Source organism: Bacillus sp. sid0103, from assembly GCF_019219025.1.
Genome location: NZ_JAHUWN010000002.1, coordinates 371,674 through 396,972, shown reverse-complemented (window position 1 = coordinate 396,972; position 25,299 = coordinate 371,674). Strand labels below are relative to the sequence as shown.

The following is a 25,299-nucleotide window of genomic DNA, read 5'->3' as shown; positions in this document are numbered from 1 at the left end:
TGTGTGTTTGCACTGTTTTGAAAAGTTGGCACAATAATTGCATATATAAAATTGTCAGGAAGCAAGGTATGTATGTTGTTAATGTTGTTAATTGCTGTACTATTTTAAATATTTAATAAGAGTCTTTGCCAGCAAGTACTTAAAAATCATTTATTTATGAGGGAGAATGAATTATGGCTTATAACAAAGTAGAAAATGCATCAAATCGGACATTTGAAAGAACATTGACTTATGACAAATACACAGATCCGAAAGTACTTGAAAAAGAAATGGATCTTGTTTTCTCTAAATCATGGCAGCTTGTGGGGCATGTCAGTCAGTTAGAAAAAGTAGGTGCCTTCTTTACTACCGAAGTAGCTAACGAACCGATTATTGTGACTCGTGGCCAGGATGAAGTCATCCGCGCTTTTTATAACGTCTGTCCGCACCGTGCGACAAAGCTTGAAAAAAATGAGTCAGGTAAGAAGAAAATTTTACAATGCGCCTACCATGGCTGGACATTTAAATTAGATGGGCAATTAAACAAGGCACCTAACTTTAAAGGGGAAGATGCCGCTTGTGTACAGGACGCTTGTTTGCGCTCAGTCCGGATGGAAATCTTGGAATCTTTAATCTTTGTCAACTTGGACGATAACGCGAAGCCGCTTAGCGAATCTTACGGCGATTTCTTCGACCGCTTGAGCAAATATCCGTTTTTAAGTGAGTTAAAACGAACAAACCAAACATCAAGGGTGATTAAAGCGAACTGGAAAGCGTTTATTGACAATTATTTAGAGTGTGACCACTGTCATGTCGCCCATCCAAGCTTCGTTGCAGCCCTTGACATGGATGATTATCAAATCATTACATGTGAAAATTATTCACTACAAGGCTCCATTGTTAAACCGGATAAAAATTATGGAACTGTCGATTTAAATCAGGCGGAAATGCAAGGCGGATCTTTCTTCTGGTTGTGGCCTAACCTAATGTTGACCATTTATCCGGGTCCTGGCAATATGGCGACGATTCAATTGGTGCCGATTGATCATGAAACAACTTTGATTCTTTATACTTATTATTTCCGTGATGAGAATTTGACTCAAGAAGAAAAAGACTTAGTTGCTTTTGCTGAACAAGTTCGCCTGGAAGATGTGGAACTTGTCGAGTTAGAACAAATCGGTTTCCGCTCTCGTGCATTTAACAAAGGAAGATATTCGTCTTCAGAAAAAGCAATTGTACAATTTCATGAAATGGTATTGGAGGCCCTCAATGAGTAATTTAGCGAATAAAGTAAAAGCGACAAAGCAGTTTCTGATGATCAATGGAGAAAAAGTGGAAGCAGCGAAATATGCTCCTTTATACTCCCCGTATTCCGGGGAAGAAATCGCTCAAATTGCGATGGCAGATAAACACCTGACGGTACAGGCGATTGCGGCGGCCTACGAAGCACGCGAAAGTATGGCGAAAATGCCGGCGTATCAGCGGGCGGAGATTTTGGAAAAGGTTGTGGCGCTTTTAAAAGAGAAAGCGGACGAAGCGGCTGAAGTGATTTCTCGTGAATCATCTAAACCAATTATGTTCGCGAAAGCGGAAGTGGCTAGAACGATTGAAACGTATAAGTTTGCGGCTGAAGAAGCAAAAAGAATTCACGGAGAAACGATTCCTTTTGACGCAGCCGTTGGCGGCGTCGGAAGAATTGGTTACACGGTTCGAGAGCCGATTGGGGTAATTGGAGCGATCACACCGTTTAACTTCCCGATGAACCTTGTTGCTCATAAAGTCGGGCCGGCGATTGCGGCTGGCAATACGATTGTCTTGAAGCCAGCATCGCAAACACCGCTGTCTGCCCTCTTTATCGCGGAAATATTTGAAGAAGCGGGTCTCCCAGCGGGCGTATTAAATGTAGTAACAGGTCCCGGCGGCACGGTCGGGGACGCGATTGTCGAAGACGACCGTGTAAGCATGGTTACATTCACAGGAAGTCCTGGCGTCGGTATCGGCATCCGGAACAAGGCCGGTTTGAAAAAGACAACACTTGAACTCGGTTCAAACGCCGCCTTAATTATTGATAAGGATATTGACATCGATTCCATTATAGACCGCTGCATCATGGGCGCTTTCTCTAACCAAGGGCAAGTATGTATTTCCCTGCAGCGTGTGTATGCACATGAAGATGTGTATGAAGAATTTGTTGCGAAGTTCACGGAAGCGGCGAAGAAGCTGAAAATCGGCGACCCGCTTGATCCGGACACGTATATTTCCGCTTTAATCTCTAAAGGGGAAGCTGAACGTGTCCTGGGCTGGATCGAGGAAACGAAAGGCAGCGATGCAACAATCGTAGCGGGCGGCAAACTGCAAGATGGCGTGCTTGAGCCAACCATTATTACCGATGCGGACCATGCGTTAAAAATTTCATGTCAGGAAGCGTTTGCTCCGGTTGTCGTTGTCAACAAGGTGAGTTCGATTAAAGAAGCGATTGAGCAGGTGAATGATTCACGTTTCGGATTACAGGCCGGAATTTACACAAACAATGTGAAAACTGCTTTGAAGGCTTCACAGGAATTGCATGTGGGCGGGGTCATGATTAATGACGTACCGAACTATCGTGTCGACCAAATGCCATACGGCGGTGTGAAGGAAAGTGGGACAGGCCGTGAAGGAATCAAATACGCTGTGGAAGAAATGACTGAAATGAAATTGGTCGTTTGGAACCAAGGCTAAAAAACGAGGGAGATCATTGTGAAGCAATTTAAAATAGCAGTTATCGCCGGAGACGGCATTGGCCCTGAAGTCATTAATGAAGGGGTCAAAGTATTAAAAAAAGTGGCTGAACTTGATTCGGGTTTTCAATTTGATTTTACTTACTTTCCATGGGGCTGCGAATTTTACGCGAAAAATGGAAAAATGATGGATGATGATGGAATCGAGCAGCTCAAAGAGTTTGATGCGATTTATTTGGGTGCAGTCGGGTTTCCGGGCGTCCCGGACCATATTTCCCTGTGGGACTTATTGTTAAAAATACGAAAAAGCTTCGATCAGTATGTGAATATTCGGCCTGTAACGCTGTTAAAAGGAGCGCACTTACCGCTTGTCGACGTGAAACGCGAAGACATCGATATGCTGTTCATTCGCGAAAACAGTGAAGGCGAATATTCAGGCGCAGGTGACTGGCTGTTTAAAGGGCAGGATCACGAAGTCGTTTTGCAAAACGGTGTCTTTTCCCGTAAAGGCACGGAGCGAATCATTCGTTACGCGTTTGAAACGGCGAAAAAAGAAGGCAGATCACTGACGAGCATTTCTAAAGCAAACGCCCTTAATTACTCGATGGTTTTCTGGGACCAGGTATTTGAAGAAGTGAGCGCAGACTATCCTGAAGTCGAAACGGCTTCTTATCTCGTCGACGCCGCTGCGATGCTGATGATTAAAGATCCAAAACGCTTTGAAGTCGTTGTGACCTCGAACTTGTTCGGCGATATTTTAACGGATTTGGGCGCGGCCATCGCTGGCGGGATCGGCCTCGCTGCTGGTGCGAATATCAATCCGGAAAGAGACTTTCCGTCTATGTTTGAGCCGATTCACGGATCCGCTCCTGATATTGCCGGACAGCAGATTGCTAATCCGCTTGCCGCTATTTGGTCCGCAAGCCAAATGCTCGACTTTTTCGGCTATGAAGCATACGGAAAAGTAGTGTTGGATGCGATCGAACAACTTTTGGTGGAAAATGAGGTTTTGACACCGGATATGAAAGGAACTTCTTCTACGTCAGAGGTTGGAAACCGTGTCGTAGACCTGATGAAATCAATCGTTTATTCTCAAAAGGTGAAAAGCTGATAGACAGATAGATTATCTGCTTTATTAGGTATTACATAGAAGGTTGCGTATTGGCCTTTTATGTAATACCCCTTTCATATTTGTTTTCAAAAATTTAAAGCGTTTTCAAACATGATGCTAAACTCACTTGTTTTTTGATTATTAATACTCTACTCTAGTAGAATTCGGAGAATTCGAAACAACTAGAGAATATAAAGTCTGAAAATTCATACTAATTTTTCGTGAGGGGGAATTTTTGAGTGAAAGTTTTAATTTGGATCCTTGCAATAATTCCTATCATTGGTGCGTTCACGGTCGTAAACCGGATCGAGCCTTATATATTTGGGTTACCCTTCATTGTTTTTTGGGCGACTGCCTGGCTCGTTTTAACTTCAGTATTTTTATTCATTACTAATATTTTGTTAGATAGACAGGAGGGGACTAAATGATTAGCTCTATCATCATTCTCATCGGTACTTTTCTTCTTGCCTTCTATTTGGGGATCCGTGCTCGTAAAGGACAACAACTCGAAGAATGGGCTGTAGGCGGCCGTAATTTTGGTCCTATCATCATGTTTGTGTTAATGGCCGGTGAAATTTTTACAACGTATGTATTTCTCGGCGGAACCGGCGGAACCTACCGCATGGGAGGTCCGATCATTTATATTTTCAACGCTTTCTGTTATATTGTGCCGTTCTGGATTTTGCCTCCGATTTGGCGTTATGCCAAAAAGCATCGTGTGATTACTCAATCTGACTTTTTTGCAAAGAAGTATGACAGTAAATCACTCGGGTTATTAGTAGCCATCGTCGGTGTTGTTTCGATGATTCCTTATATCGTTTTACAGTTAAAAGGACTTAAAATCATTGTTTCAGAGGCTTCCTATGGCGCGATTTCACCGAACTTAGCGGTGTGCATTGGGGTGGTTGCGGTCACAATATTTGTGACATTGTCCGGTATTCACGGTTCAGCCTCAACAGCCATTTTAAAAGACATTCTCCTTCTCGTTGTCATTCTATTTTTAGGAATTTATCTGCCGTATCACTATCATGGCGGAATCAAGCCGATGTTTGAAACATTGGATAAGGCAAAGCCGGAGTTTTTATTAATTCCGAAAGAAGGATACAGTATATCCTGGTATATTTCGACCTGTTTAACGATCGGATTAGGGCAATATATGTGGCCACAATGCTTCGGGGCAAGCCTATCATCTAAAAATGAAAGGACGTTGCGACAGAATGCTGCTATTTTGCCGCTTTACCAAATCATTTTAGTATTCATTTTATTCATTGGCTTCACAGCCCTTTTACAAATTCCAAATTTACAAGGAGCAGATACAGATTTAGCTCTCTTTAAAATCGCAAAAGCAACTTTTGATCCGTGGGTGGTCGGAGTCATAGGAGCCGCCGGTATATTAACTGCACTCGTTCCGTGTTCGATGTTATTACTAACAGCCTCGACGATTTTATCGAAAAATATATATAAGGCGATCAAACCGAATACCACCGATGAGCAGATTGGGCGATACACGCGTAGGTTTGTCCCTATCGTGGCGCTAATCGCATTATTTTTTACTTTTTTCGGCGGAAACAGTATTATTGCCTTGCTGATTATGGCTTACAGCTTTGTGCTGCAATTATTCCCTCCACTGCTTTGCAGCCTATGGAAGAAAAACCCTGTAAACAAAACAGGCGCATCTGCAGGAATAATATCCGGTGTCATCATGGTTGCTTATGTAACCATAACTAGTTCAACTATGGGGACGTTCTTTCCGAAAGCCCCACAGTTTATAAAGGATCTTGATGTCGGAATAGCAGCCCTTGTCGTTAACATTGTTTTTATGTTCGCGGTCAGTGCATTTACTAAGACAGTAAAAATGGAGACAGAGATGGAGACAAAAGCGGTATAACCATTATCGAATAGCCAGCCTTTATCCTACGGGTTCACTTTTTAGGTGCAAACAAGATACTAAAGGTTGAACAAGAAGCGTTAAAAGTTTAGTTTAAAAAACCTAATCACTTATCTCCAACTAACCTACAAAGGATGTTTCTTTGTAGGTTTTTTCAATACCAAAGCAAAATTTATATTGATTATTATCGCTGAGAGGTCACGCAATTTTACGTGTCTTTTTTGTTAATAAATCTGTTGCTTGAGTTCGCCGGTGCGTATTTATTTTAAAATTTCTTCATTATCATAGTTTTTTAAAGCCCATACTACATTATCGTTTGCATAGAGAGTGACTTCATCGATACCTACTTCGACAAAATCCCCGTTCACAAAAGCTGCCCAATGTATATTTTTCTTCGGAATGGAGTTAATACCGTTGATGGATATAATATTACCCTTGGATTCTTCTACGTCAAATGCCCTTTTCGTCACTTCGTATAATGTTTCTCCTTCTTGAAATGAAACTTCTTTTGAAATAATAGTCTCTTTATTGTCATTCATAATTCTGAAAGTGCCCGTCGTTTCTATTGCAAGTGTTGGGAAATAGACAAAAAAGAGAAATAGTGGTAAAAATATCGCTATCCTTTTAATAAGCATTTTTTAATCTCCTTTTAGCGTATATTATTCATATTGTAAGCAATTTGGCGGAAATTATTGATTTAATTGTTAAATTAAAGGGGGCATTTATAGAGATGCTTTATTAATCCATTATCTACAATAGAAAAACTCGCGAACTGTTGAAAATTACTACATATTTATTGGCACTTACTACATATTTATAGGTATTTACCACATAATTAGGGAAACTTATTACATATTTTACGAAACTTAGAAGTGCGTTCGGTGTTGCCATTTCCGCAACGGTTTATAGTTCAGTTGCAGCAGCTGGAAGTGTTGCGACAGCCGAATCAGTGGGGATTATCGTAAACATTATATTTGGGGTACTTTCTATTCTTTCTATAATAATAATGGTTCCAAAAAATGCTGGCAAAACATCAGGTGCTTCAATATTAAACGCACCTCAATACCAACAGAAAGCCGCTAATTAAGAGAAATAAGTATCAAAAGAAGTTGGATTCGGCCTATTTTCTTCATTCTATACCATCAAAAAGGGAGACGATAATGATGAAAAGTGAATTAATGAGCATGTTAGAATCACGTAAAGAAGAAATTATAGCAATCCGCCGTCATTTACATGAAAATCCTGAGATTTCATTTGAAGAAGAGAAAACGGCTCAGTACATTGCGGATTTTTATAAAGGAAAAGATGTTGACCTTCAAACGAATGTTGGAAATGGTTATGGCATTATCGTAACGATTAAAGGTGGAAAACCTGGAAAAACCATTGGTCTTCGAGCTGATTTTGATGCACTTCCTATTTTAGAAGAAGCGGATGTGCCTTTTAAGTCAAAGAATGAAGGTGTCATGCATGCGTGCGGACATGACGGACATACTGCTTACTTGTTAGTTTTGGCTGATTGCTTAATTCAATTAAAAGACTCCATCCCGGGTACCATCAAAATCATTCACCAACATGCAGAAGAAGTTCCCCCAGGTGGAGCAAAAAGTATTGTCGAGTCTGGCTTGATTGACGATTTAGATTCGATTTATGGCATTCATTTGTTACCAATGGGACCTGTGGGAACAGTAGGATATCATGCAGGGTATTCCTTCAATGGACGAGCATACATGAAATTGAAGGTGCAAGGAAGAGGTGGCCACGGTTCCTCTCCTCATCTGGCGAATGATGCCATTGTTGCTGCTGCCCATTTTGTAACAGCGGCGCAAACCATAGTCAGCCGCAGATTAAGTCCTTTCGATGTGGGTGTTATCACCATTGGATCTTTTGATGGAAAAGGGACATTCAACGTGATCAAGGACAGCGTAGAACTTGAAGGCGATATTCGCTATATGACTGTAGAAACAAAAGAAACGATTGAGAAAGAAGTTAAACGGATTGTAAGAGGAATTGAAGAAGAATTTGGCGTAACCTGTGAGCTTACGTATACTCCAGATTATCCACCTTTATACAACGACCCTGAGCTTACGGCATTTGTTGCAGAAAGTTTGCAAGGCATGAATGACCAGGATATTAAAGAAGTGAAAGAATTTCCGGCGATGTCTCCATCCGAAGACTTTGCTTATTATGCTGAAAAATTCCCTGCCTGCTTCTTTTACATCGCATGTACACCAAAAGGAGTAGAAAATCCTTACTTTAATCATCATCCAAAATTTGATATCGATGAAGATGCACTCCTAGTAGCTGCGAAAACTGTTGGTCAAGTTGTTTGCAGTTATTATGAATTAGACTAAATGAAATTTAAAAAAATCATAACACATACTTCCTTTGATTTAGTATGTGTTATGGTTTTTTGTATGGAATCATTTTGAATGAATCAAAAGTGATATAAAACATTTATTAACCTCATTTTGATTCATTACGGTGAACCGTATCATAAATAGGTGGGCAATCGAATAATTTAATAAAGTTAATGTACAAAAAACTGCAACCCTTAAAGGGATTGCAGTTTTTTGTACATATATTGAGACCTCAGGATAGCCTGGTTTTGACTATGTTAGTTTAGTATTTTTACTTTTAATTGTTTTACCCCAAAATTAATTGCATCTTGTTGAGAAGGAATAAAGACATCAATTCGATTTCCTTTAATGGCTCCACCAGTATCTCCGGCGGTTGCTTCACCATAGCCTTCTACATAAACTTTACTGCCAAGCGGTATAACATTTGGGTCAACTGCGATGACTTTTGCATTTGGATTTGCTTTAAGGTCTATTCCGGTAGCCGTAGTACCTGAACATCCCTCACATGAAGCCGTATAGGCTGTAGCTTTCACAGTAATTTCCTTTGAACTCGTATTACTAGTTGATGCAGCTTCAACCTCAGGTTCACTTGCCTTTGGTGCCTGCGCTGCAGGCTTTGCAGATGCTGCTTGTGCCGCCTGCTTGATTGGTTCTTCTGTTACAACCTTAGTAGTAGTAGTATTTAAACCTTCATAGATTAATAGATTTAATCCAGGATGGATGAGATCGGTAGTTAATTGGTTCCATTCTTTAAGTTGCAATACAGTTACATGATGATCCATAGATATATTCCATAATGTATCACCTTGTTTAACTATATAATGTTTTTCCGGTGCAATGGTTAATACATCCCCGGGGTGAATAAGGTCCGTAGTAAGATGATTCAACTTTTGAATATTTTCTAAAGAAGTATTATTTGCGCGTGATAGATCCCAAAGGGTATCCCCTTTTTGTACAGTAATAGTTGCAGCTTGTACATTAGCACTTACAGTTACTGAGAGTACAGCAACTGCTATAATTGATATAATTCTTTTAAGCATTCTTTTACCCTCCATGTTCTTTGGTTGCTAAGTTTTCTAAATAGTAACATAGAATTTTCTGAAACAAAGAACAGGGAGATGTTAATTCGTTTACGTCCGTGGCATTTATATTGCAATAATATTTCTAAACTAAACGAAAAATCAGAAAATAATATATTTCTAAAAGCCCCATTCAAAGCAGAAAGCCAGGTAAATACACGATTCAATCTCCTTCATTAACTGGCATTCTGTTCCATAAAAGAATTGTTTCTAGATTCATTAAAAAGCCGTAATATACAAAGGTATGAATCATATTTGTATGTTACAGCAAGTTATTAACGTTCTATTTAGGTATAATGGATAAACAAGCCATGGTGTAAGACTAGCAATAAATAAATGGCAAGTTCGCCAAAGAAAGGTATCCTTTTATGTCAAAACGTAAAAAATCCATCTTGAAACCACTTATTTTGTCAATCCTATCTTTCCTTATTATTCTCGTTGTTGTTATTTATGCTATTGATAAGGACTGGGGCGTGAAACAGTCAACAAAGGTAAACTCTAAACCCCCCCAAACCTCAACAAATGTACCAACAGAATCAGTTGAAGACAAAAATCAGGATCTGCATGCCTATAGTAGTGAAATATTTTCCCTGGCAAAGGAAGGAAAAGTGGTTAACATCCCCTTTATTTCCGGTAAGACTAAGGCTAAGGAAGTACATAATAAATGGGGAGAACCGAACCAAACAACGGAAACAGCAAGTGTTAGATACGAGGAATATGAGAATCGTAATGTCGTCATAGGGTATCTGGGTGAAGTTGTCTCGGATATCAGATCATTTGATCCTGAATTACAAAAAATCCGCCAAAATGAAATCAAGATGACAGGTGGAGAACCTGATGAGATTCGGTATTTCAAAGACGATACTCATGACCAAATCATTCTGGTCTATCAGGTTACCCCTTTAACAGAGTTAAAGTGGATCTTACCAAAACCAACCGATCAGGAGCCGAATCCAAAAGTGGACCATATTTCAGTCTATACACAAATAAAAAATCAAGCGGATCATTCCAATCAACCTGACGAACAACAGAGCATATCAGATATGATAGCAGGTATGAGTTTAGATGAGAAAATTGGGCAAATGATCATCGCAGGTATAACTGGCACCAGCATGGATACCAATACAAAAAATTTACTAACGAAAGATAAGGTTGGCGGGATTATTTTTTACAAGTACAATTTAGTCAACCCAACGCAAGCAGTTCAGCTTGTGAATCAACTGAAGTCCGAAAGTGATCCGAATTTGCCGATTCTATTAGGAGTGGATCAAGAAGGCGGGCGTGTTACCAGGCTCCCTGGCGGATTAATTAATTTTCCACCCAATAAAGAAATTGGTGCCATTAATAATTCTCAGTTTTCCTATCATGTGGGGACGATGTTAGGGAAGGAGTTAAAAGGATTTGGTTTCAATCTTGATTTTGCTCCTGTGCTGGATATCAACAGCAATCCAAACAACCCGGTTATAGGGGATCGATCATTTGGGAATACTTCTGAAATTGTTAGTAAGCTTGGGATTCAAACTTTTAAAGGTATACAGTCGCAAAAAATTATCCCAACCATTAAGCATTTTCCGGGTCATGGAGATACGTCTGTTGACTCCCATCTAGAGCTGCCAATTGTGAATAAAGGCCTTAAGCAACTAAACGAACTCGAATTAATCCCGTTTGAGCAGGCAATTAATAGCGGGGCTGATGTTGTTATGGTTGCCCATATCTTACTGCCCAAACTGGATGCTGATTTTCCTTCATCCATGTCCAGAAATATCATAACAGGGGTCTTGAGAAAACAACTAGACTTTAGCGGTGTTGTCATAACGGATGACATGACCATGGGGGCGATTATTGACCATTATTCGATTGGCAAGGCTTCTGTTGAATCAGTCAAGGCCGGCAGCGATATTATTTTAGTTGGACATGGTTATAACCATATCGTGGAAACCATTTCTTCTTTAAAAACCGCTGTCCAAAAAGGGGAAATTACTGAACAAAGAATAAATGAAAGTGTAAGTAGAATTTTGAAGTTAAAAAAGAAATATGAAATAAATAATGCGAAAGTGAAAAATGTGAATATAGAGGAAATAAACCAATCAATAAAAAAACTCCTGGATGATTATTCAAACTAATTGTTATAACTAATTTTAATGTAACTAAAGGATTGATCTTTTTATTGTTTATAAATCAACAATAAATCTATTCTTCTTTTAACATGCAAAAAAACACCGTTTGGAATCCTTCATAGGTCCAAACGGTGTAACTCTATTAAACATATTTAGTTATGCACCTTTTCTAAGCTTAGCTGTGTCTTGTTTTGATGAATGAAACAAATACTCTTTTACAGAATTTGTTCGATTTATCGCTTTTGCTGCGAAAAAAGGATTCAGAATAATCATCGATAATAAGTTTGCTGATAATCCCCAAAACCCTTCATAAATTCCATGTGAGCTGTTTGTTCCGTATACTGTAAATGTTGTTGCCAACCCGACAAGCAATCCAATAATTGTTGCCTCTTTCGTTTGATTTTTCCAGAATAAGCTAATCACAATCGCTGGGAAAATCTGAACCATTCCTGATACACCTAAAAGCTGTAAAGATACTAACGCTGTAGGGAATAACAGTCCAAATAATAAAGCAAGACCAATGACAACGAATACCATCGAACGTGTGACGAGTGTTAATTTGGCACCTTTTACGTTCGGATTGATCAAATCACGATAGATGTTGTTGGCAAATAAGTTGGAAGCACCGATGGCCATAATCGAACATGGAATTAACGATGCTAAGGCGATCGTTGAATACGCTAACCCTTGTCCGATACCGCCGTATGAAACTTGAATCAGATTTAAAAAGGCAAACCGCGGGTTGCTTCCTTCCGGCAACACATGGAATGCGACAAAGCCAAGGAAAATAACCAGGATTAAGACGATATTATATAATGGCAGGAACATGGCATTTTTTCGAACGGCATCCGCACTTTTCGCTGTGAATACACCTGTTGCTCCATGAGCCCACATAAATAACGCCAAGGCAGAAACAAGTGATGCTGTCATGAACCATGGAATGCCTTTCGGGCCTGATGTAGGAATCGTCAGTAATTGTGGTGATTCCTTCACAAGGGTATCAATCATCGGGCTCCAGTCGCCAAAATGGATAATCGGCAGAGAAACCACCAGGAATAACATAATCGCCCATACGAGCACATCTTTAATGATGGCTGTATAGGTAGGGCCTTTGATTCCGCTAAAGAATGTAAAAAGGGCAACAAGTAAGAATGACGTAATAACGACAACCTTCACATTAATGTAACCTGTTCCAGCGACTTGAAGGGTATCTTGAATCCCGGCTAACTGCAAATCAATATATGGGATAAGCATCAATACGCCGACAATTGCAATCATAGAGGAAAGAAGTTTACTGTCAAAACGGTCTCTCGCATAATCCGCTAGTGTGGTTAGTTTAAATTTATTCGCTACTTTCCAGAGTTTTGGAAGGTAAAAGTAAGAAACAAAATAGGCGATAATACAATAAGGAATCGCAAAGAAGGCAAGACTTCCCGCTGCATAGGATGTACTTGTTAGTCCTAAAAATGTATAAGCTGTATATAAGTCAGCTCCTACTAAAAACCAAACTAGCAATCCGCCAAAGCGTCTGCCCCCAACAGACCATTCTTCTACTGAGCTCCGCGAAGATTTATTTCGCCCTGCTATAAATCCAATCAAAACTACGGTCAAGATAATGAATACTGTGATTAACAAAGCTGTCAAATTACCCTTCATTCGTCAAGACTCCCTTCTGATTTCTGAAGTTGATAAATTCCAAATGTGCATAAAGGTGTTAAAATGATCCATAAAAATAGCCAAAATTGAAGGAAGGGTAATCCTAAAACAATTGGGTCAATTCGATTGACAAAAGGTAGGACTGCTAATTGAGAAATAAGAGGGAGTACAATCAATAATAATTTGATGAATTTTCTGCCCATAGTAAGAACCTCCTGCTTGCTCATAGTTGAGTTAATCAATACTAAAATAGTAATATTGTCAGACTAATAGTATTGTCATGTAATTTTTATGTAGGTAATAGTAACAATTTTAATGAGAGATTACAAGGAAATTTTTTAACAATTTATAAAATTCGAATTAACAAACTATTATTCTTTACTGAATTTATATTGAATTTATTATTATTTAATATAAATCATTATTAAAATATGTGATGCATTTTATAAGTGCAAGCAATGCCCAAACCCTTGAATATATGGCCTCCCGCTGAACGGTGGGGAAGGATTTGATATTTGCTGAAAAAAGCACCAGGCGGCGGCCCGGTGCTTCTTAGTGGTTGATAAAACCGAGAGACCAGTCTCCTGGTTTTCGGTTACTATATTTTAATCTTCCAGCTGGAAAGAATGGCTAAAATGAGTCTTTCCGTTCTCATCCTGGATTTCCACTGTAGCTTGCTTACTTGCAGGATCTACCTTGAACACACCGTAGTTAAAGAAATTCCCTTCGGCATATAATCTCTCCGGACCAAAGGTCGGATCCAATGTACCAGGGTTAATTTTTACAGCTCCGATTGGACCGCTGATCAGCTCGTTATAATCGGTTTTGCCGTCCTTATTGGCATCATATTTGATGATCTCGGCAAAATGGACATCCGTCGTAACGAAAAACACGTTTTTGATTCCTTTTTCAATGATAAAATCAGAGATTTTTTTGAACTCGTTCTCATATCCGGTCTGATCATTTGGGTTTATTTGATTTGCATTCGCCCAGCCATCCCTGGAATTTGCTTTTCCGGTCGGCACGGAGATAGGCACGGAAGTCGCTACAAGTTTTACTTTTGCATCCGACTCAAGAAGCTGCTGTTCCAGCCATTTTAACTGTTCATCACCAAGCATGGTTTTATCCGGTCCATCTGCCTGAGTGTTAGGTGAGCGGTATCCGCGGTTGTTAAGGATGATCATATCCATTGTGTTACCCCATGAATACTTGTGATAAAGCTTGTCCGCTTGACTGCGTTCCTCTGAAATTGGCCAATAGTCCTTGAATGCACGCAAGCCTGTCGGAGTCAACTCCTGAGACGGACCTGAAAAGTCATTGGTTACTTCATGGTCATCCCAAATAGAAAATGTTGCTGTTTTTTGCAGGAGACTGCGCAAGCCTGCATCCGTACGGTTTTCTTTATATTTTGCCCAAAAATCCTGCACAGTTTTAGAAGGCGGGTTAGGCACAGCCGGTGTTTTATTATCGGCATAAATGGTGTCCCCGCTGAACAGGAAGAAGTCTGGATTTAATGCTGACATTGCTTTGAACGATTTAAATGGCGGAATCTCTCCCTGGCCGCCAGTATCTCCGCCCCAAACCATTGTCATTGGCTTTAAGCTGTTTTCCTGCGGTGCGGTTTTAAATGAACCGTTCACAGAATACTTGCTGGAAACCGCATGTGCCCGGTAAAAATACTTGGTATCAGCCTTTAATCCGGTGACCTCTACATTTACTGTATAATCATCCTCTACATTGGCACGGCCTGTCTTGACGATCGTATTGTCTTTAAAACTGCTGTCAGTAGATAATTCAAATTTAACATTAGCTTTTCCGTTTGTACGTGCCCATAACATTGCTGAAGAATCGGTTACATCTCCGCTGGCCACTCCATGTGAAATAAACGGCTTGTCCAGTAAATCATCCAACAGGTCAGGATTGTTTGTGAACTCTCCGTCTACACCAAGTGAGAGCAAGGATACCATATCATCCTGAGAATTTACGGTCCAAGGATGGACGAGAAACTGGTTTTGATGAGCGGCTTCCATAAGCTTCGGAACAACAAGCTCCTTACTAGGACCTACACCAGAAGCATAGTCAGAGATTCGCTTGAATTCTTGATATACATCCTTACCTGCAAGCATACCTCCTGAATAAAGCTGAATCAGCTTTACATTAGGTGCAAGAGTCTTCAACTTACGAAGGCTTTCCTCGCTAAATGATTCAAGAAACAGCTTTTCGTCATCCAGGACATTGGTTTTTTTCAAGATTTCAATTACTTTCTCTTCCATTCCTGGATATACGCTTGGTGCTTTTGTTTCCATGTAAAGGCCTACTTTGCCATTCCCATGTTTTTTAACAAATTCGATGGCTTCCTCGAGCGTCGGTACATGCTGTCCAATGTATTCTGTTTTTGCCTTATCCGGATAAGCTTTGTTAAACCATGAACCTGCATCGAGACGGCTGATTTCTTCGAGAGTAAAATCCTTTACCCGCCAAGGTGCACGGTCCGGATAAAGTTCCTTGGCATTCGTTGTTCGTGCGAGCGTTTCATCATGCAAAGCGATCAATTGGCCATCCTTGGTCATTTGTAAATCGAATTCCACATAATCAGCCTTCATCGTCATAGCCTGCTTATAGGCTGTCAGTGTATGTTCCGGGCCGTAGGCAGAGGCACCGCGATGCGCGATTACGGCTACATCAGAGGTAAGAGGACGTAAGGTTGTTTGTCCATTGTCAGTAGCTGATGTTTCAATAGGGTGGGCTAAAACGGCATAAGGTGCTCCTGAAGTTACCGCAAGGGACAGACAAGCTAATCCAGCAATCAAACTCTTTTTCATTCTCAATTCATCTCCTATAAGATTATGTATTTCAATTTAAAAGTATAGGAGAATTGTAAAGTCGTAATTGATAGAATGTTAATATTTAGTAAATTGCACAAAAACAGTACCTTTTTCTTATAGGGTTATATGGGAAATAGAACTATTTTTGTGTGATAAGTGACCTTTGATAACTTAAGTTGCTAGCAAACGGCTATTGTTGTTTATATTACTCTATTATCTTTTCGGAAATTACAAAAACTGATGATTACTAATAAGACGGTTGGAACTCGGTAATTAGTTTCCGGTGCAACAACATAGTATGCAAATAGAGCAGGCGCAAGATGATTCATGCGCCTGCTCTATTTCTTTTGTTTTTGTCCATTTATATAGTTAACAAAAATATTACATTATTTCAAAGGTCCGTTAACACTAGTTTAATACTGCTTTTTTATAATGATGGTAATATTGCAATAATCTGGAGGGAATTCGATGAAACAGGAACCTAAGAAATGGAAAAGTGACCCAATTGATCGCAGAGCTTTCTTGAAAAAGACAGGAGGAATTTTTGGAGTTGCATTGTTGAGCCAGCTTCCATTGGGCTCTTTGGCATTTGCGGAGGATCAGGATTTTTCATTTGCCATTATAGCTGATACCCATATCGACCCTTACATACCGGTGCGCAGTGAGCGACTTCGTACCATTTTTAATGAGATTTCTATTTCTAGCAGTCCAAAAGCAGAATTTATCCTTCATGTAGGTGATGTGGTCGAAGCAGGATTGGCGGAAGAGTACCAGGAATACAATAAAATTGTTCCTGCTGCGCTGAATAATCGTATCTTTGCCGTACCTGGAAACCATGAAGTACGCTGGGATGAATGGGCAGGAGAATTGTATAATGACCTGTTTGGAGAATCACAATATTCCTTTGATCATGGAGGGATTCATTTTATTGCTTTGGATCCAACTCAGCTTCTTCAGGAACCTGGATTCTTTACGCCATCCCAGTTGAAATGGCTGGAAAAGGATCTGCAAAAGGCTGGGTTGCATATGCCAGTTGTCGTTTATTTGCATTATCCAATCGGCAACGATAATTATTATATTTCAAATGAAAATAAATTTTTTGAAGTGATAGAGCGCTATAATGTTAGAGCAGTTTTTACCGGTCATATTCATCGCGAAGAAGTTTGGAAACAGAATGGGATGACTTTGATTGCCCTTCCTGCAGCAAAGGATCGCGCTGTGTACCATTGGGTCGAAAAAAAGACAGCATCAAACGGTTCTCCATTATTAGCTGTTTACCATGCTGAGTTTACCAACTCTGCCAATTCCGAAAAAACGCTTCTTGTTGAAATTCCTCTTGAAGGAGTAAAGACGGCACAATACGAAAAACCGAAATTAGTTCATTTTTCAGAACCTAAAGATGGGTCTGGAACTGGTTTTTTACATGTTGAGCTTAGTCCAAAAACGAGTATCCTATCGGTCCAATATCAATTTTGGCCGGAATATCCATATGCGGGTAAGAATGCAGGTGAATGGAAGGATCTTTTCCCGGCAGCAAGTTCTAGCCTTAACTGGAAGGCCAATGTAGATACAAGCAAAATGGCTTCAGGTATTTACTTGCTCCAGGTTAGGGTGACCAACACAAAGGGGGAGTTCTGGGACGAGTTCCGTGAAGTTTCAAACACCAAATCAGAAGGGGTTCTTTCAAAATCACGAGTTAACTGGGAACAGGAACTAAGCAGCCCTATTCAGGCCGACCTCATTACAGTCAAGAGAAAAAATAGATCCTCTTCACTGGTCGTGGCATCCACAATGGACGGACAAATTGTGGCTTTAGATCCGGAACACGCCGGAAAAATAAAGTGGAACTATAAAACCGGTGGCGCAGTTATTGGTACACCTGCCGTTAATGAAAAACAGAATCTTGTTCTCGCGGGTTCTGCTGACCACACTTTGTATGCTCTCGATACAGAATCAGGCAGTAAAATATGGACATGTAAATTACCTAAACCGATTTTGGGCACTCCTCTCTACATTGAATCTGCTAATGGTGGTTCAGGTACAGTCCTGGTTCCAGCAGGCAGGATGATGGCAGGAGTTAATGCTGAAACCGGTACACTTCTTTGGAGTACCTCAATAGGAGGATTTTCTGCCGCGAAGCCAGCCTCTGATGGGCGTTTGGCCATTATTGGCTCTGGAGATGGCAAAGTCCAGGCGATGGATGTTGCAACTGGAAATGTAATCTGGAGTAAAACAATTGCCAGTAAAGAAGCTCCATACCGTACACTTCTTTACAGTCCATGGGCTTCCAAGGCTGAACTTTTGCTGGTGGGCGCAGATGGCCGCAAGTTAGTACTCATTGGTGATGTAACAAATGCCTATGCTTTGGATTGTACGACAGGTGCGGAGGTTTGGCGCCTGAAGGGCGGCTTCCTTTATTCGAGTCCGCTTATCCTGTCAGGGCCTAATCCAATCCTTATACTGACCGATGAGTGGGGGAAGGTGTTTGCTGTTGATCCTGCAACCGGTGTGGTGCATTGGAAGACGACAATTGAGCAACGTATTTTTAACGCATCACCAGTTTTGGCTGAAAATACAGTATATGTAACTGGTGTAAACGGTCTGGTGACAGGCCTCAATCCAAAGGATGGTTCTATCGTTGACAGATACCGCTTCTCAACAGCCTATACTTACTCAACACCAGTTGAATCAGGGAACTTCCTCGTCGCGGGTGGACAGGACGGAAAGGTTCGCTCCATCAAATTACAAGATTACTAGAATGAAAAATTTAAAAAATTAGTAAAAGGGTGTCAGGCACCACTTAGTGATGCCTGACACCCTTTTGATTTTACTATTTACTTTCTTCCTTCTCTTTTTGTATGCTCATGAAAATAGGGTTGGAGTAAAACCATAGGTCTTGATAGTTTCGCTTGTTGATTTCGGCAAAGCGCGTTTCATTGTCCTCAATATTAGTCATTGGATCGATCAACGGCTCACCATTACTTGTTTCTCCTGAGACATTCACCCCTAAATTCGTGCCTCTTAGACGGAAGTATTGGTCCTTGCTCGCTTTCACTTTATAAGTGATGACATGGTAGCCGTGATCATCCGTTTTCCAGTCTTTGCTTGTGAAACGTTTCATGACTTTAGTCGTATCGTTGGTGTTTTTACTGTAAGCAGGTGTGCCCGGTACGGCTTTCCCTGTTACTTCACCGGAAATGAGATCGACATGATTCACTTGAACCGCGTCGCCATTGTTGTTCTTTTTCGGGCTTTTGAATCGGATTGTAAGTTTAACCATTTGTCCCTCTTTTACTTTTAGATCTCCGCCCATTTCTGCTTTGCTGCCGCCGCCCGCAGCATGGAAATCAAGTTCGTTAATTAAGTCCCCAAATACAGAGAAAGATTTCCCTGACTTCATGCCATCCAGGACATCTTGCATCGTAGAACCGTTCACCCATGTATAATTTTTGGAATACTCGCCAGGCCAGTACCCACTAGAGTAGAGGCGGTTATTGCTGATTTCGAAGTGGGAGTCCGAGTTGGAAAAGTTCCAGAACCGCCGTCCTTCCCCGAGAAGCGCATCCCAAATGCCGCCGACCTTAGCAAGCATGTAATCGGAACCGCCGTATGTCCGATTTTCTGGCGTTGTCAGATTTAAGCCGCCTCTGTCGGGCTCCATCTGGTTACCTGGCATGCCTTCAAAGCCAAACACGACATCCGGAGCGATATTGTTAAAGTCACGGAAATCCGAAATAGTGTACACCCTTTTTCTCGAAGGATGGTTCAAGATAGCATAACTAGTATTCTTATACTTTTTTTCAAGCCATGCTAAGGCTGTCCGCGCATCTTGAGCCGTTGTGTAGGCTCTTTGTTCCTGTGCTTTCCAGACCACTGTATCTGCCGGATCAAACATCTTTTCATCCCGGTTTGTAAACAGATACTCAAACTGATTTCCAGCTTTTAAACTTTTCGCTGCTCCTGGCTGGTCTCCCAGAATGCCGATGCCGACATGCTCATAAGTAGGCATGTCCCATTCGAATCCCGAAAAGATAATTTTATTTTTATATTTCCCTGCTTCCTGCAGTTGTTTCATTTTCGGAGCTTGATATTGAATAATTCCCTGAGACAGCGGAATGGGCCCTCCAGGAATCGGGTTTCCTTCATCATCCCGTGACGACATTCTCAAGTGATCAGAAATGGCCATCCAATCCATCCCATACTTATCAAAGGCGTTGTCTAGTACCCTTTCAAGCGTCTGAGATCCTTCCGCATCGTCGGATTGAGCGGTATGGGCGTGATATTCTCCGCTCAACCATCGGCCGCCAGAATTCGTCTGGTTGTTGTATTCTGTATCTTTTGCAGCCACCGGCAAACCTTGAGACAAAATGGTAAGGCTGAGAGCCAAGGCCGTTATTGGTTTTAACTTATTTAACATTTTCCGATCCCCCAAAAATATTGATAGTCTTTCAAACTAATATTATGAAATTAGTATTAAGATTTTGTTTGAAGAGTGTATTATTTTTGTAAAAAGTTTCTTTATAAAATCTAACATAATATTTTTTAGCACCAAGTAGAACTGAAAGGATCTAATCTAACCTTTGATGGATGAAATTGAAAGTGACCCCTTATCTATTAGCCTCCAATTCCATTTAATCTATCGATTTACAAAACGAGAAAAATACTAATTTACAAAACCTTTACATTTCCTTTAAACCAAATTAATACTTTTGTCCTATATTTATATCTGTTAGGCAAAATAAAAAACATACAATCTTCTTAGGGGGAATTAAGCGAATGAAAAGCTTAAAAAAATTAAGCCTACTTACACTATTTGCAGCATTAATGGTATTCATGGCTGCTTGTGGAGGCGCTACATCTACAGATAAGACAGAAGGAACTACGAAGAAAGCAACGGCAAATACTGAAGAAAAGAAAGAACTTTCAGGTTCATTAACAATTTCAGGATCATCAGCAATGCAGCCATTAGTGGCAGCCGCTGCTGAAGAGTTTATGGCTAAGAATCCAAATGTTGATGTTCAAGTAAATGCTGGGGGATCTGGTACAGGCTTATCACAAGTTGCTGAAGGATCTGTACAGATTGGTAACTCAGACGTATTCGCTGAAGAAAAAGAAGGAATTCCTGCTGATCAACTTGTTGACCATAAAGTAGCTGTTGTAGGTATGACTGCTGCTGTTAACCCTAAAGTGGGCATTAAAGATATTAAAAAAGAAGATTTAATCAAAGTATTCACTGGAAAAATCACTAACTGGAAAGAACTTGGCGGAAAAGACCAAAAGATCGTTCTTGTAAACCGTCCTGATTCTTCTGGTACACGTGCAGTATTCAATAAATTCGCGCTTGATGGTGCTACACCAGCTGAGGGAATCACAGAAGATTCTTCAAACACTGTTAAAAAGATTATTAACGAAACTGATGGTGCGATCGGTTACCTTGCATTCTCATATTTCACTGATGACTCTGTATCACCTCTTGCAATTGACGGTGTTGAACCAACTGCCGAAAATGTACAATCAGGTAAATTCCCAGTTTGGGCTTACCAACACTCATATACTAAGGGTGAGGCTTCAGATCTTGCTAAGGCATTCCTTGATTATATGATGTCAGATGATATCCAAAATACTTTATTACAAGAGCAAGGATACCTTCCTGTAACAAAAATGCAAGTTGAGCGTGATGCTAAAGGAAATCAAACTAATAAATAACTTTTAGAGTTCAAAAAGGTAAGTGCAAAGTAAAAAGTACCCGATAGTGTAGATACCTAAAAAAGGTCTACCTATTGGGTACTTTTTTGTTTATTGTGGAAAAAATCGAGACTTGGGTGCGTTCTACCTTTCTTTTTATTTTTTTGTACGATGCGTGGCCCAGGCAATCAGTGCAATGAGAATCATCAAGCCTCCTGTCAAACAAACGCCTTGCCATTTCCACAAACTCCATGCATAGCCGCTAAGGGTAGAACCGAGTGAACCGCCCAGAAAATAACTGACCATGTAAACGGTATTTAATCTGTTTCTTGCCTCAGGGATTAAGCTGTAAATTCGGGTTTGATTTGAAACTTGGGCACCCTGGACACCTAAATCTAAGAGAACCACACCCAGGGACAATCCCCATAAGAATGTTCCATATAAACCGAAGAATAGATAGGATAGCAGGCTGATCCCAATCAATAGGCCCACCATTGTCTTTGTGTTGAATCGGTCTGCCAAACGGCCGACCACAGGTGCACATGCAACGCCTACGATGCCCACTAAGCCAAATAATCCTGCTACTTCACTACCATAATGATAGGGTTCTCCTTCGAGAAAAAACGAGAGGGACGTCCAAAATACGCTAAAACTGCCAAACAGCATCGCACCGATTAAGGAGGCTTCTCTTAAAATCGGTTGCGTAACAATTAATTGCCAGATGGACTTATAGAGCCCGGGATAGGATAAACCTGATTCAGGATAGCTTTTTGGAAGAAATGTCCGCAAAATGATCGCTAACGCTAACATCATCGCTGCTGCGAGCCAGTACATGGTACGCCAGCCAAGACTTCCACCAATTAGGCCGGAGACGGTTCTTGCTAATAGAATCCCAATGAACAACCCACTCATGACACTACCTATTACTTTGCCGCGTTCGATAGGAGATGCCATTTGTGCTGCGAGAGGAATGATGATTTGTGGTGCTACCGTTGTCACGCCCACAGCCAAACTTGCGATGTTCATCCAGAGGAGATTTTGTGCCGTGGCGACGCCAATGAGGGAAATCGTGACGGCAAATAACAAAATGGCAATCAGCTGCCTGCGTTCCTTCATGTCTCCCAATGGTACAAATAAAAACATCCCCACAGCATAGCCGATTTGTGTATACATGGCAATGTTGCCGACTTGGTGAGCAGTCGCATGAAAGGTTCGCCCCATCTCGGCAAGGAGCGGTTGATTATAGTAAAGATTCGCTACCGCCATCCCACATGCGAGTGACATTAATAAGATAAATTTTTTAGACAGGGTGACCTGCCCTGTTCTTCCTATGCCATCCATATTTGTAGACATTCAAATTTCTCCTTTCAATATCACACCCCGAGTTTTAATAGATTCTATGAAAAAGATAGAAAATCCTTCCAATAAGGAATGCTGAGTTCATTCCCAAAGTCTCTTTTAAAAAAGGGGCACAGTTAAGGATACCTCGCTCCAAGGCCTACTATTTACTTTCACCCACACCAGTACTATCATTAAATGGAAAAATCCATAAGGAGTATTGATAATGTTTGATTTTATAATTGATTTAATTTGTTTTATTATAGAGGCAATAATCCCTACTCCGAAGTCAAAACTAGAAAAGAACATAGAGGAATTAAAGGAAGAAGAATGGTTTTCCGAATTGCATAAAGATGTTCGATATCATTACATCATTTGGAATAACAGCAAGGTAAAACGCTACTTAAAGAAGCCTGAAAATATTAAAATCCTTAAAAGTAGTGAAGAGGGGCGCGATAAATTTATTGAGCTTGTCATTAAGGAACATAAAAAATTCGTGGGGATCCGCTAAGATTATTCGAAAATCGTAACCTATAAAAAGTATTAAGAGGTATCAAATCGTGAATTCGCAATTGACAGCTTATATTACGCTTGTATGTACATCCGGCGTACTTAATTTGTATTTATGCTTAAACGTATTTGTAAAGCGCCATCATTATACGAATATCGCTCGTTTTTTTATTGTTTATACTGCGTCCATTACCATTTATTGTTTTGCTTCTGCTTTCGGGTTAATGGCTACGACACTTGAGCAAATCAAGTTATGGACCATCTTTCAATATGTTGGCATGCCATTTTCTCCGCCTTTAGGGCTATTGTTTATCATGCAATATTTAGGGATTAACATAACGAAAAAAAGGTGTATGGCTCTTCTTTTTATCCCCTTTGTTAGTTTAATAATGGTGGCGACGAATGATTTTCATCATTTCCATTATCGAGTGTTTGAAGTTGACCCAGTCTTGGGCTTTCCTTTTATACATCAAGAAATCGGCATCTGGTATATGATTCATGGTGTTTTCATCTTTTCCTGTATGTTTGTCGCTTTTTTACTCGTCCTTTCTCGTTGGAGAGAAACGGCTAAGGTTTATCGTCCGCAGATCATTTCTTTATTGTTCGGTCAACTAGTTCCGATGCTAACAGCTTTTCTTTATTTAATCGGAGTTACACCTCCAGGGATTGATCCAGTCCCTATGGTCTTATGGCTTTCTTCTCTGTTATATTTATGGTCGATTAATACATCGCGAATGTTTACAATTATGCCCATTGCTAAAGATGCGATTTTTAATAGTATAAATGATGGGGTTATTGTGTTGGATGAATCCTATCGATTAATAGAGTTTAACCAAGCGTGTGAGAGTATGTTTCCGGAATTAACGAAATCAATGTTCGGGATGGACTTTCATAAGGTTTGGTTTGCACTATCAGGAGAGACATTTCCTTCTAACTTAGAGACAGCTCCGTTCACTCTGGAAATACAATTAGCTGCCGATCATTCGAAGCAGATCTATCAGGTTCGAACTTCATCCTTGCACCATGCTAAAGGTCTACTCATAATTTTTACTGATATCACGGAGCTAAAAAGGTTGCAGCTGGAATTAGAGCATCAAGCTTATTATGATGAGCTTACACAAATTTTTAATCGCCGAGCATTTTTTCAAAAATGTGAGCAAGAGTTTGCTGGGGCAATAAAGGATTCAACGCCATTTACCATCATTTTGATCGATATTGATTATTTTAAAAAAGTGAATGATACCTATGGTCATGATGTGGGGGATCAATTGCTTAAGCATGTGGTAAAGGTTTGCCAATCTCAATTGAAGGAAGGCATGCTATTTGCTCGCTATGGCGGGGAAGAATTTGTTCTGGCACTGAAGGGATGTACAGGATTAGAGGGGGAAGCATTGGCAAATCAGCTGCGTAGGGAAGTAGAGACACAGCCGCTACTTTCTAGTGAAGGAGTTATTTCTGTTACATTAAGCAGTGGAGTGGCTGAAGCAACGAAAGAACCAGAGGAAACACTTTATCAGCTTCTGAATAAAGCGGATAAAGGATTATATTCAGCAAAGCGAGAGGGACGGAATCAAGTGCAGGTTTATACAGGTGTGTAAACCTTGCTTAGACACATCGGGGAAAAAAGAGGGAGTTACAATGAATTTTGTAACTCCCTCTTTTTTTATTAGGCATTGTGACGCATATGTGGTTGGCAGCTTTTAATGCAGGTTCTATTCGGACAGGTTGGGGAGATAAAAGCGAGAACCTGTCCGAATGTGTGTCCTATTCGGACAGGATTAGGCGAAAAACACGAGAACCTGTCCGAATGTAGGTCCTGTTCGGACAGGGTTAGGGGAAAACAACCTGATCCTGTCTGAATACAGGTCTTATTCGGACAGGATCAGAAGAAAAACACGAGTTCTTGTCTGAATCCAGGCTTTATTCACATAGGACCTTGTTCACGGGTACAAGTTAGTGTTCCAAGATGAAGGAAAGATTACAATATTGTAATTTTTATATAAATTTCCAAAATTTATGATGTAAAACATTGTG

18 protein-coding genes are annotated in these 25,299 nt (G+C 40.4%); 11 read left to right on the top strand and 7 right to left on the bottom strand.

Annotated features, from left to right (window positions below):
- The first annotated feature begins 173 nt into the window (after positions 1-173).
- The 5 genes from KW850_RS03895 to KW850_RS03875 all read left to right on the top strand — a co-directional run bounded on the left by KW850_RS03895 (position 174) and on the right by KW850_RS03875 (position 5,698).
- A complete protein-coding gene (locus KW850_RS03895; protein WP_218346253.1) occupies positions 174-1,256 on the top strand; it encodes an aromatic ring-hydroxylating oxygenase subunit alpha in 1,083 nt (360 codons plus the stop codon).
- A complete protein-coding gene (locus tag KW850_RS03890; protein WP_218346252.1) occupies positions 1,249-2,700 on the top strand; it encodes an aldehyde dehydrogenase family protein in 1,452 nt (483 codons plus the stop codon). The genes KW850_RS03895 and KW850_RS03890 overlap by 8 nt, the downstream gene beginning before the upstream one ends.
- Before the next feature lie 18 nt (positions 2,701-2,718).
- The gene (locus tag KW850_RS03885; protein WP_308128745.1) at positions 2,719-3,810 is read left to right on the top strand and encodes a tartrate dehydrogenase; all 1,092 of its coding nucleotides are present in this window, start codon (positions 2,719-2,721) and stop codon (positions 3,808-3,810) included.
- Between the two features lie 239 nt (positions 3,811-4,049).
- The gene (locus tag KW850_RS03880; RefSeq protein ID WP_218346251.1) at positions 4,050-4,238 is read left to right on the top strand and encodes a DUF3311 domain-containing protein; all 189 of its coding nucleotides are present in this window, start codon (positions 4,050-4,052) and stop codon (positions 4,236-4,238) included.
- The gene (locus tag KW850_RS03875) at positions 4,235-5,698 is read left to right on the top strand and encodes a sodium:solute symporter family protein (RefSeq protein WP_218346250.1); all 1,464 of its coding nucleotides are present in this window, start codon (positions 4,235-4,237) and stop codon (positions 5,696-5,698) included. The genes KW850_RS03880 and KW850_RS03875 overlap by 4 nt, the downstream gene beginning before the upstream one ends.
- A gap of 260 nt (positions 5,699-5,958) precedes the next feature.
- On the opposite strand, the gene KW850_RS03870 is transcribed toward KW850_RS03875, so the two are convergent.
- Positions 5,959-6,333, bottom strand: coding sequence for a DUF4430 domain-containing protein (locus KW850_RS03870; RefSeq protein ID WP_218346249.1), 375 nt, complete (start codon positions 6,331-6,333; stop codon positions 5,959-5,961).
- Between the two features lie 528 nt (positions 6,334-6,861).
- On the opposite strand from KW850_RS03870, the gene KW850_RS03865 reads away from it, so the two are divergent.
- The gene (locus tag KW850_RS03865; protein WP_218346248.1) at positions 6,862-8,049 is read left to right on the top strand and encodes an amidohydrolase; all 1,188 of its coding nucleotides are present in this window, start codon (positions 6,862-6,864) and stop codon (positions 8,047-8,049) included.
- Positions 8,050-8,312: 263 nt separating this feature from the next.
- On the opposite strand, the gene KW850_RS03860 is transcribed toward KW850_RS03865, so the two are convergent.
- Positions 8,313-9,095: a 3D domain-containing protein gene (locus KW850_RS03860; protein WP_218346247.1), complete on the bottom strand. Its 783-nt coding sequence runs from the start codon at positions 9,093-9,095 to the stop codon at positions 8,313-8,315.
- A 407-nt stretch (positions 9,096-9,502) separates the two neighbouring features.
- On the opposite strand from KW850_RS03860, the gene nagZ reads away from it, so the two are divergent.
- The gene (nagZ, locus tag KW850_RS03855) at positions 9,503-11,257 is read left to right on the top strand and encodes a beta-N-acetylhexosaminidase (RefSeq protein ID WP_218346246.1); all 1,755 of its coding nucleotides are present in this window, start codon (positions 9,503-9,505) and stop codon (positions 11,255-11,257) included.
- A 150-nt stretch (positions 11,258-11,407) separates the two neighbouring features.
- On the opposite strand, the gene KW850_RS03850 is transcribed toward nagZ, so the two are convergent.
- From KW850_RS03850 to KW850_RS03840, 3 genes are all read right to left on the bottom strand, one after another.
- Positions 11,408-12,907, bottom strand: coding sequence for a sodium:solute symporter family protein (locus KW850_RS03850; RefSeq protein WP_218346245.1), 1,500 nt, complete (start codon positions 12,905-12,907; stop codon positions 11,408-11,410).
- Positions 12,904-13,110 carry a DUF3311 domain-containing protein gene (locus KW850_RS03845; protein WP_218346244.1) on the bottom strand — a complete coding sequence of 69 codons (207 nt, stop codon included), beginning with the start codon at positions 13,108-13,110 and terminating at the stop codon, positions 12,904-12,906. The genes KW850_RS03850 and KW850_RS03845 overlap by 4 nt, the downstream gene beginning before the upstream one ends.
- Before the next feature lie 402 nt (positions 13,111-13,512).
- The gene (locus KW850_RS03840; RefSeq protein WP_218346243.1) at positions 13,513-15,729 is read right to left on the bottom strand and encodes a glycerophosphodiester phosphodiesterase family protein; all 2,217 of its coding nucleotides are present in this window, start codon (positions 15,727-15,729) and stop codon (positions 13,513-13,515) included.
- A gap of 471 nt (positions 15,730-16,200) precedes the next feature.
- On the opposite strand from KW850_RS03840, the gene KW850_RS03835 reads away from it, so the two are divergent.
- The gene (locus KW850_RS03835) at positions 16,201-18,489 is read left to right on the top strand and encodes an outer membrane protein assembly factor BamB family protein (protein ID WP_218346242.1); all 2,289 of its coding nucleotides are present in this window, start codon (positions 16,201-16,203) and stop codon (positions 18,487-18,489) included.
- Between the two features lie 73 nt (positions 18,490-18,562).
- Here the strand turns inward: KW850_RS03835 and KW850_RS03830 are convergent, their stop codons facing one another.
- Positions 18,563-20,149, bottom strand: a complete 1,587-nt coding sequence (locus KW850_RS03830; protein WP_218346241.1) for a CehA/McbA family metallohydrolase domain-containing protein — start codon at positions 20,147-20,149, stop codon at positions 18,563-18,565.
- Between the two features lie 359 nt (positions 20,150-20,508).
- Here KW850_RS03830 and KW850_RS03825 point away from each other — a divergent pair, with 359 nt between their 5' ends.
- Positions 20,509-21,438: a phosphate ABC transporter substrate-binding protein gene (locus tag KW850_RS03825; protein WP_218346240.1), complete on the top strand. Its 930-nt coding sequence runs from the start codon at positions 20,509-20,511 to the stop codon at positions 21,436-21,438.
- A 135-nt stretch (positions 21,439-21,573) separates the two neighbouring features.
- Here the strand turns inward: KW850_RS03825 and KW850_RS03820 are convergent, their stop codons facing one another.
- Positions 21,574-22,770 (bottom strand): MFS transporter, encoded by a 1,197-nt coding sequence (locus KW850_RS03820; protein WP_256358058.1) that lies wholly within the window; start codon positions 22,768-22,770, stop codon positions 21,574-21,576.
- 211 nt (positions 22,771-22,981) lie between these two features.
- On the opposite strand from KW850_RS03820, the gene KW850_RS03815 reads away from it, so the two are divergent.
- Complete coding sequence (locus KW850_RS03815) at positions 22,982-23,266, top strand: hypothetical protein (RefSeq protein ID WP_218346239.1); 285 nt, start codon at positions 22,982-22,984, stop codon at positions 23,264-23,266.
- 49 nt (positions 23,267-23,315) lie between these two features.
- Positions 23,316-24,863, top strand: coding sequence for a histidine kinase N-terminal 7TM domain-containing diguanylate cyclase (locus KW850_RS03810; RefSeq protein ID WP_218346238.1), 1,548 nt, complete (start codon positions 23,316-23,318; stop codon positions 24,861-24,863).
- Positions 24,864-25,299: the final 436 nt, after the last annotated feature.

Excerpts from the sequence above, each read along its gene's own strand:
- KW850_RS03895 (WP_218346253.1), top strand. The coding sequence starts at position 174 with ATGGCTTATAACAAAGTAGAAAATGCATCAAATCGGACATTTGAAAGA.
- KW850_RS03890 (WP_218346252.1), top strand. The coding sequence starts at position 1,249 with ATGAGTAATTTAGCGAATAAAGTAAAAGCGACAAAGCAGTTTCTGATG.
- KW850_RS03875 (WP_218346250.1), top strand. The coding sequence starts at position 4,235 with ATGATTAGCTCTATCATCATTCTCATCGGTACTTTTCTTCTTGCCTTC.
- KW850_RS03870 (WP_218346249.1), bottom strand. The coding sequence starts at position 6,333 with ATGCTTATTAAAAGGATAGCGATATTTTTACCACTATTTCTCTTTTTT.
- KW850_RS03865 (WP_218346248.1), top strand. The coding sequence starts at position 6,862 with ATGAAAAGTGAATTAATGAGCATGTTAGAATCACGTAAAGAAGAAATT.
- KW850_RS03860 (WP_218346247.1), bottom strand. The coding sequence starts at position 9,095 with ATGCTTAAAAGAATTATATCAATTATAGCAGTTGCTGTACTCTCAGTA.
- nagZ (WP_218346246.1), top strand. The coding sequence starts at position 9,503 with ATGTCAAAACGTAAAAAATCCATCTTGAAACCACTTATTTTGTCAATC.
- KW850_RS03850 (WP_218346245.1), bottom strand. The coding sequence starts at position 12,907 with ATGAAGGGTAATTTGACAGCTTTGTTAATCACAGTATTCATTATCTTG.
- KW850_RS03845 (WP_218346244.1), bottom strand. The coding sequence starts at position 13,110 with ATGGGCAGAAAATTCATCAAATTATTATTGATTGTACTCCCTCTTATT.
- KW850_RS03840 (WP_218346243.1), bottom strand. The coding sequence starts at position 15,729 with ATGAAAAAGAGTTTGATTGCTGGATTAGCTTGTCTGTCCCTTGCGGTA.
- KW850_RS03835 (WP_218346242.1), top strand. The coding sequence starts at position 16,201 with ATGAAACAGGAACCTAAGAAATGGAAAAGTGACCCAATTGATCGCAGA.
- KW850_RS03830 (WP_218346241.1), bottom strand. The coding sequence starts at position 20,149 with ATGTTAAATAAGTTAAAACCAATAACGGCCTTGGCTCTCAGCCTTACC.
- KW850_RS03825 (WP_218346240.1), top strand. The coding sequence starts at position 20,509 with ATGAAAAGCTTAAAAAAATTAAGCCTACTTACACTATTTGCAGCATTA.
- KW850_RS03820 (WP_256358058.1), bottom strand. The coding sequence starts at position 22,770 with ATGTCTACAAATATGGATGGCATAGGAAGAACAGGGCAGGTCACCCTG.
- KW850_RS03815 (WP_218346239.1), top strand. The coding sequence starts at position 22,982 with ATGTTTGATTTTATAATTGATTTAATTTGTTTTATTATAGAGGCAATA.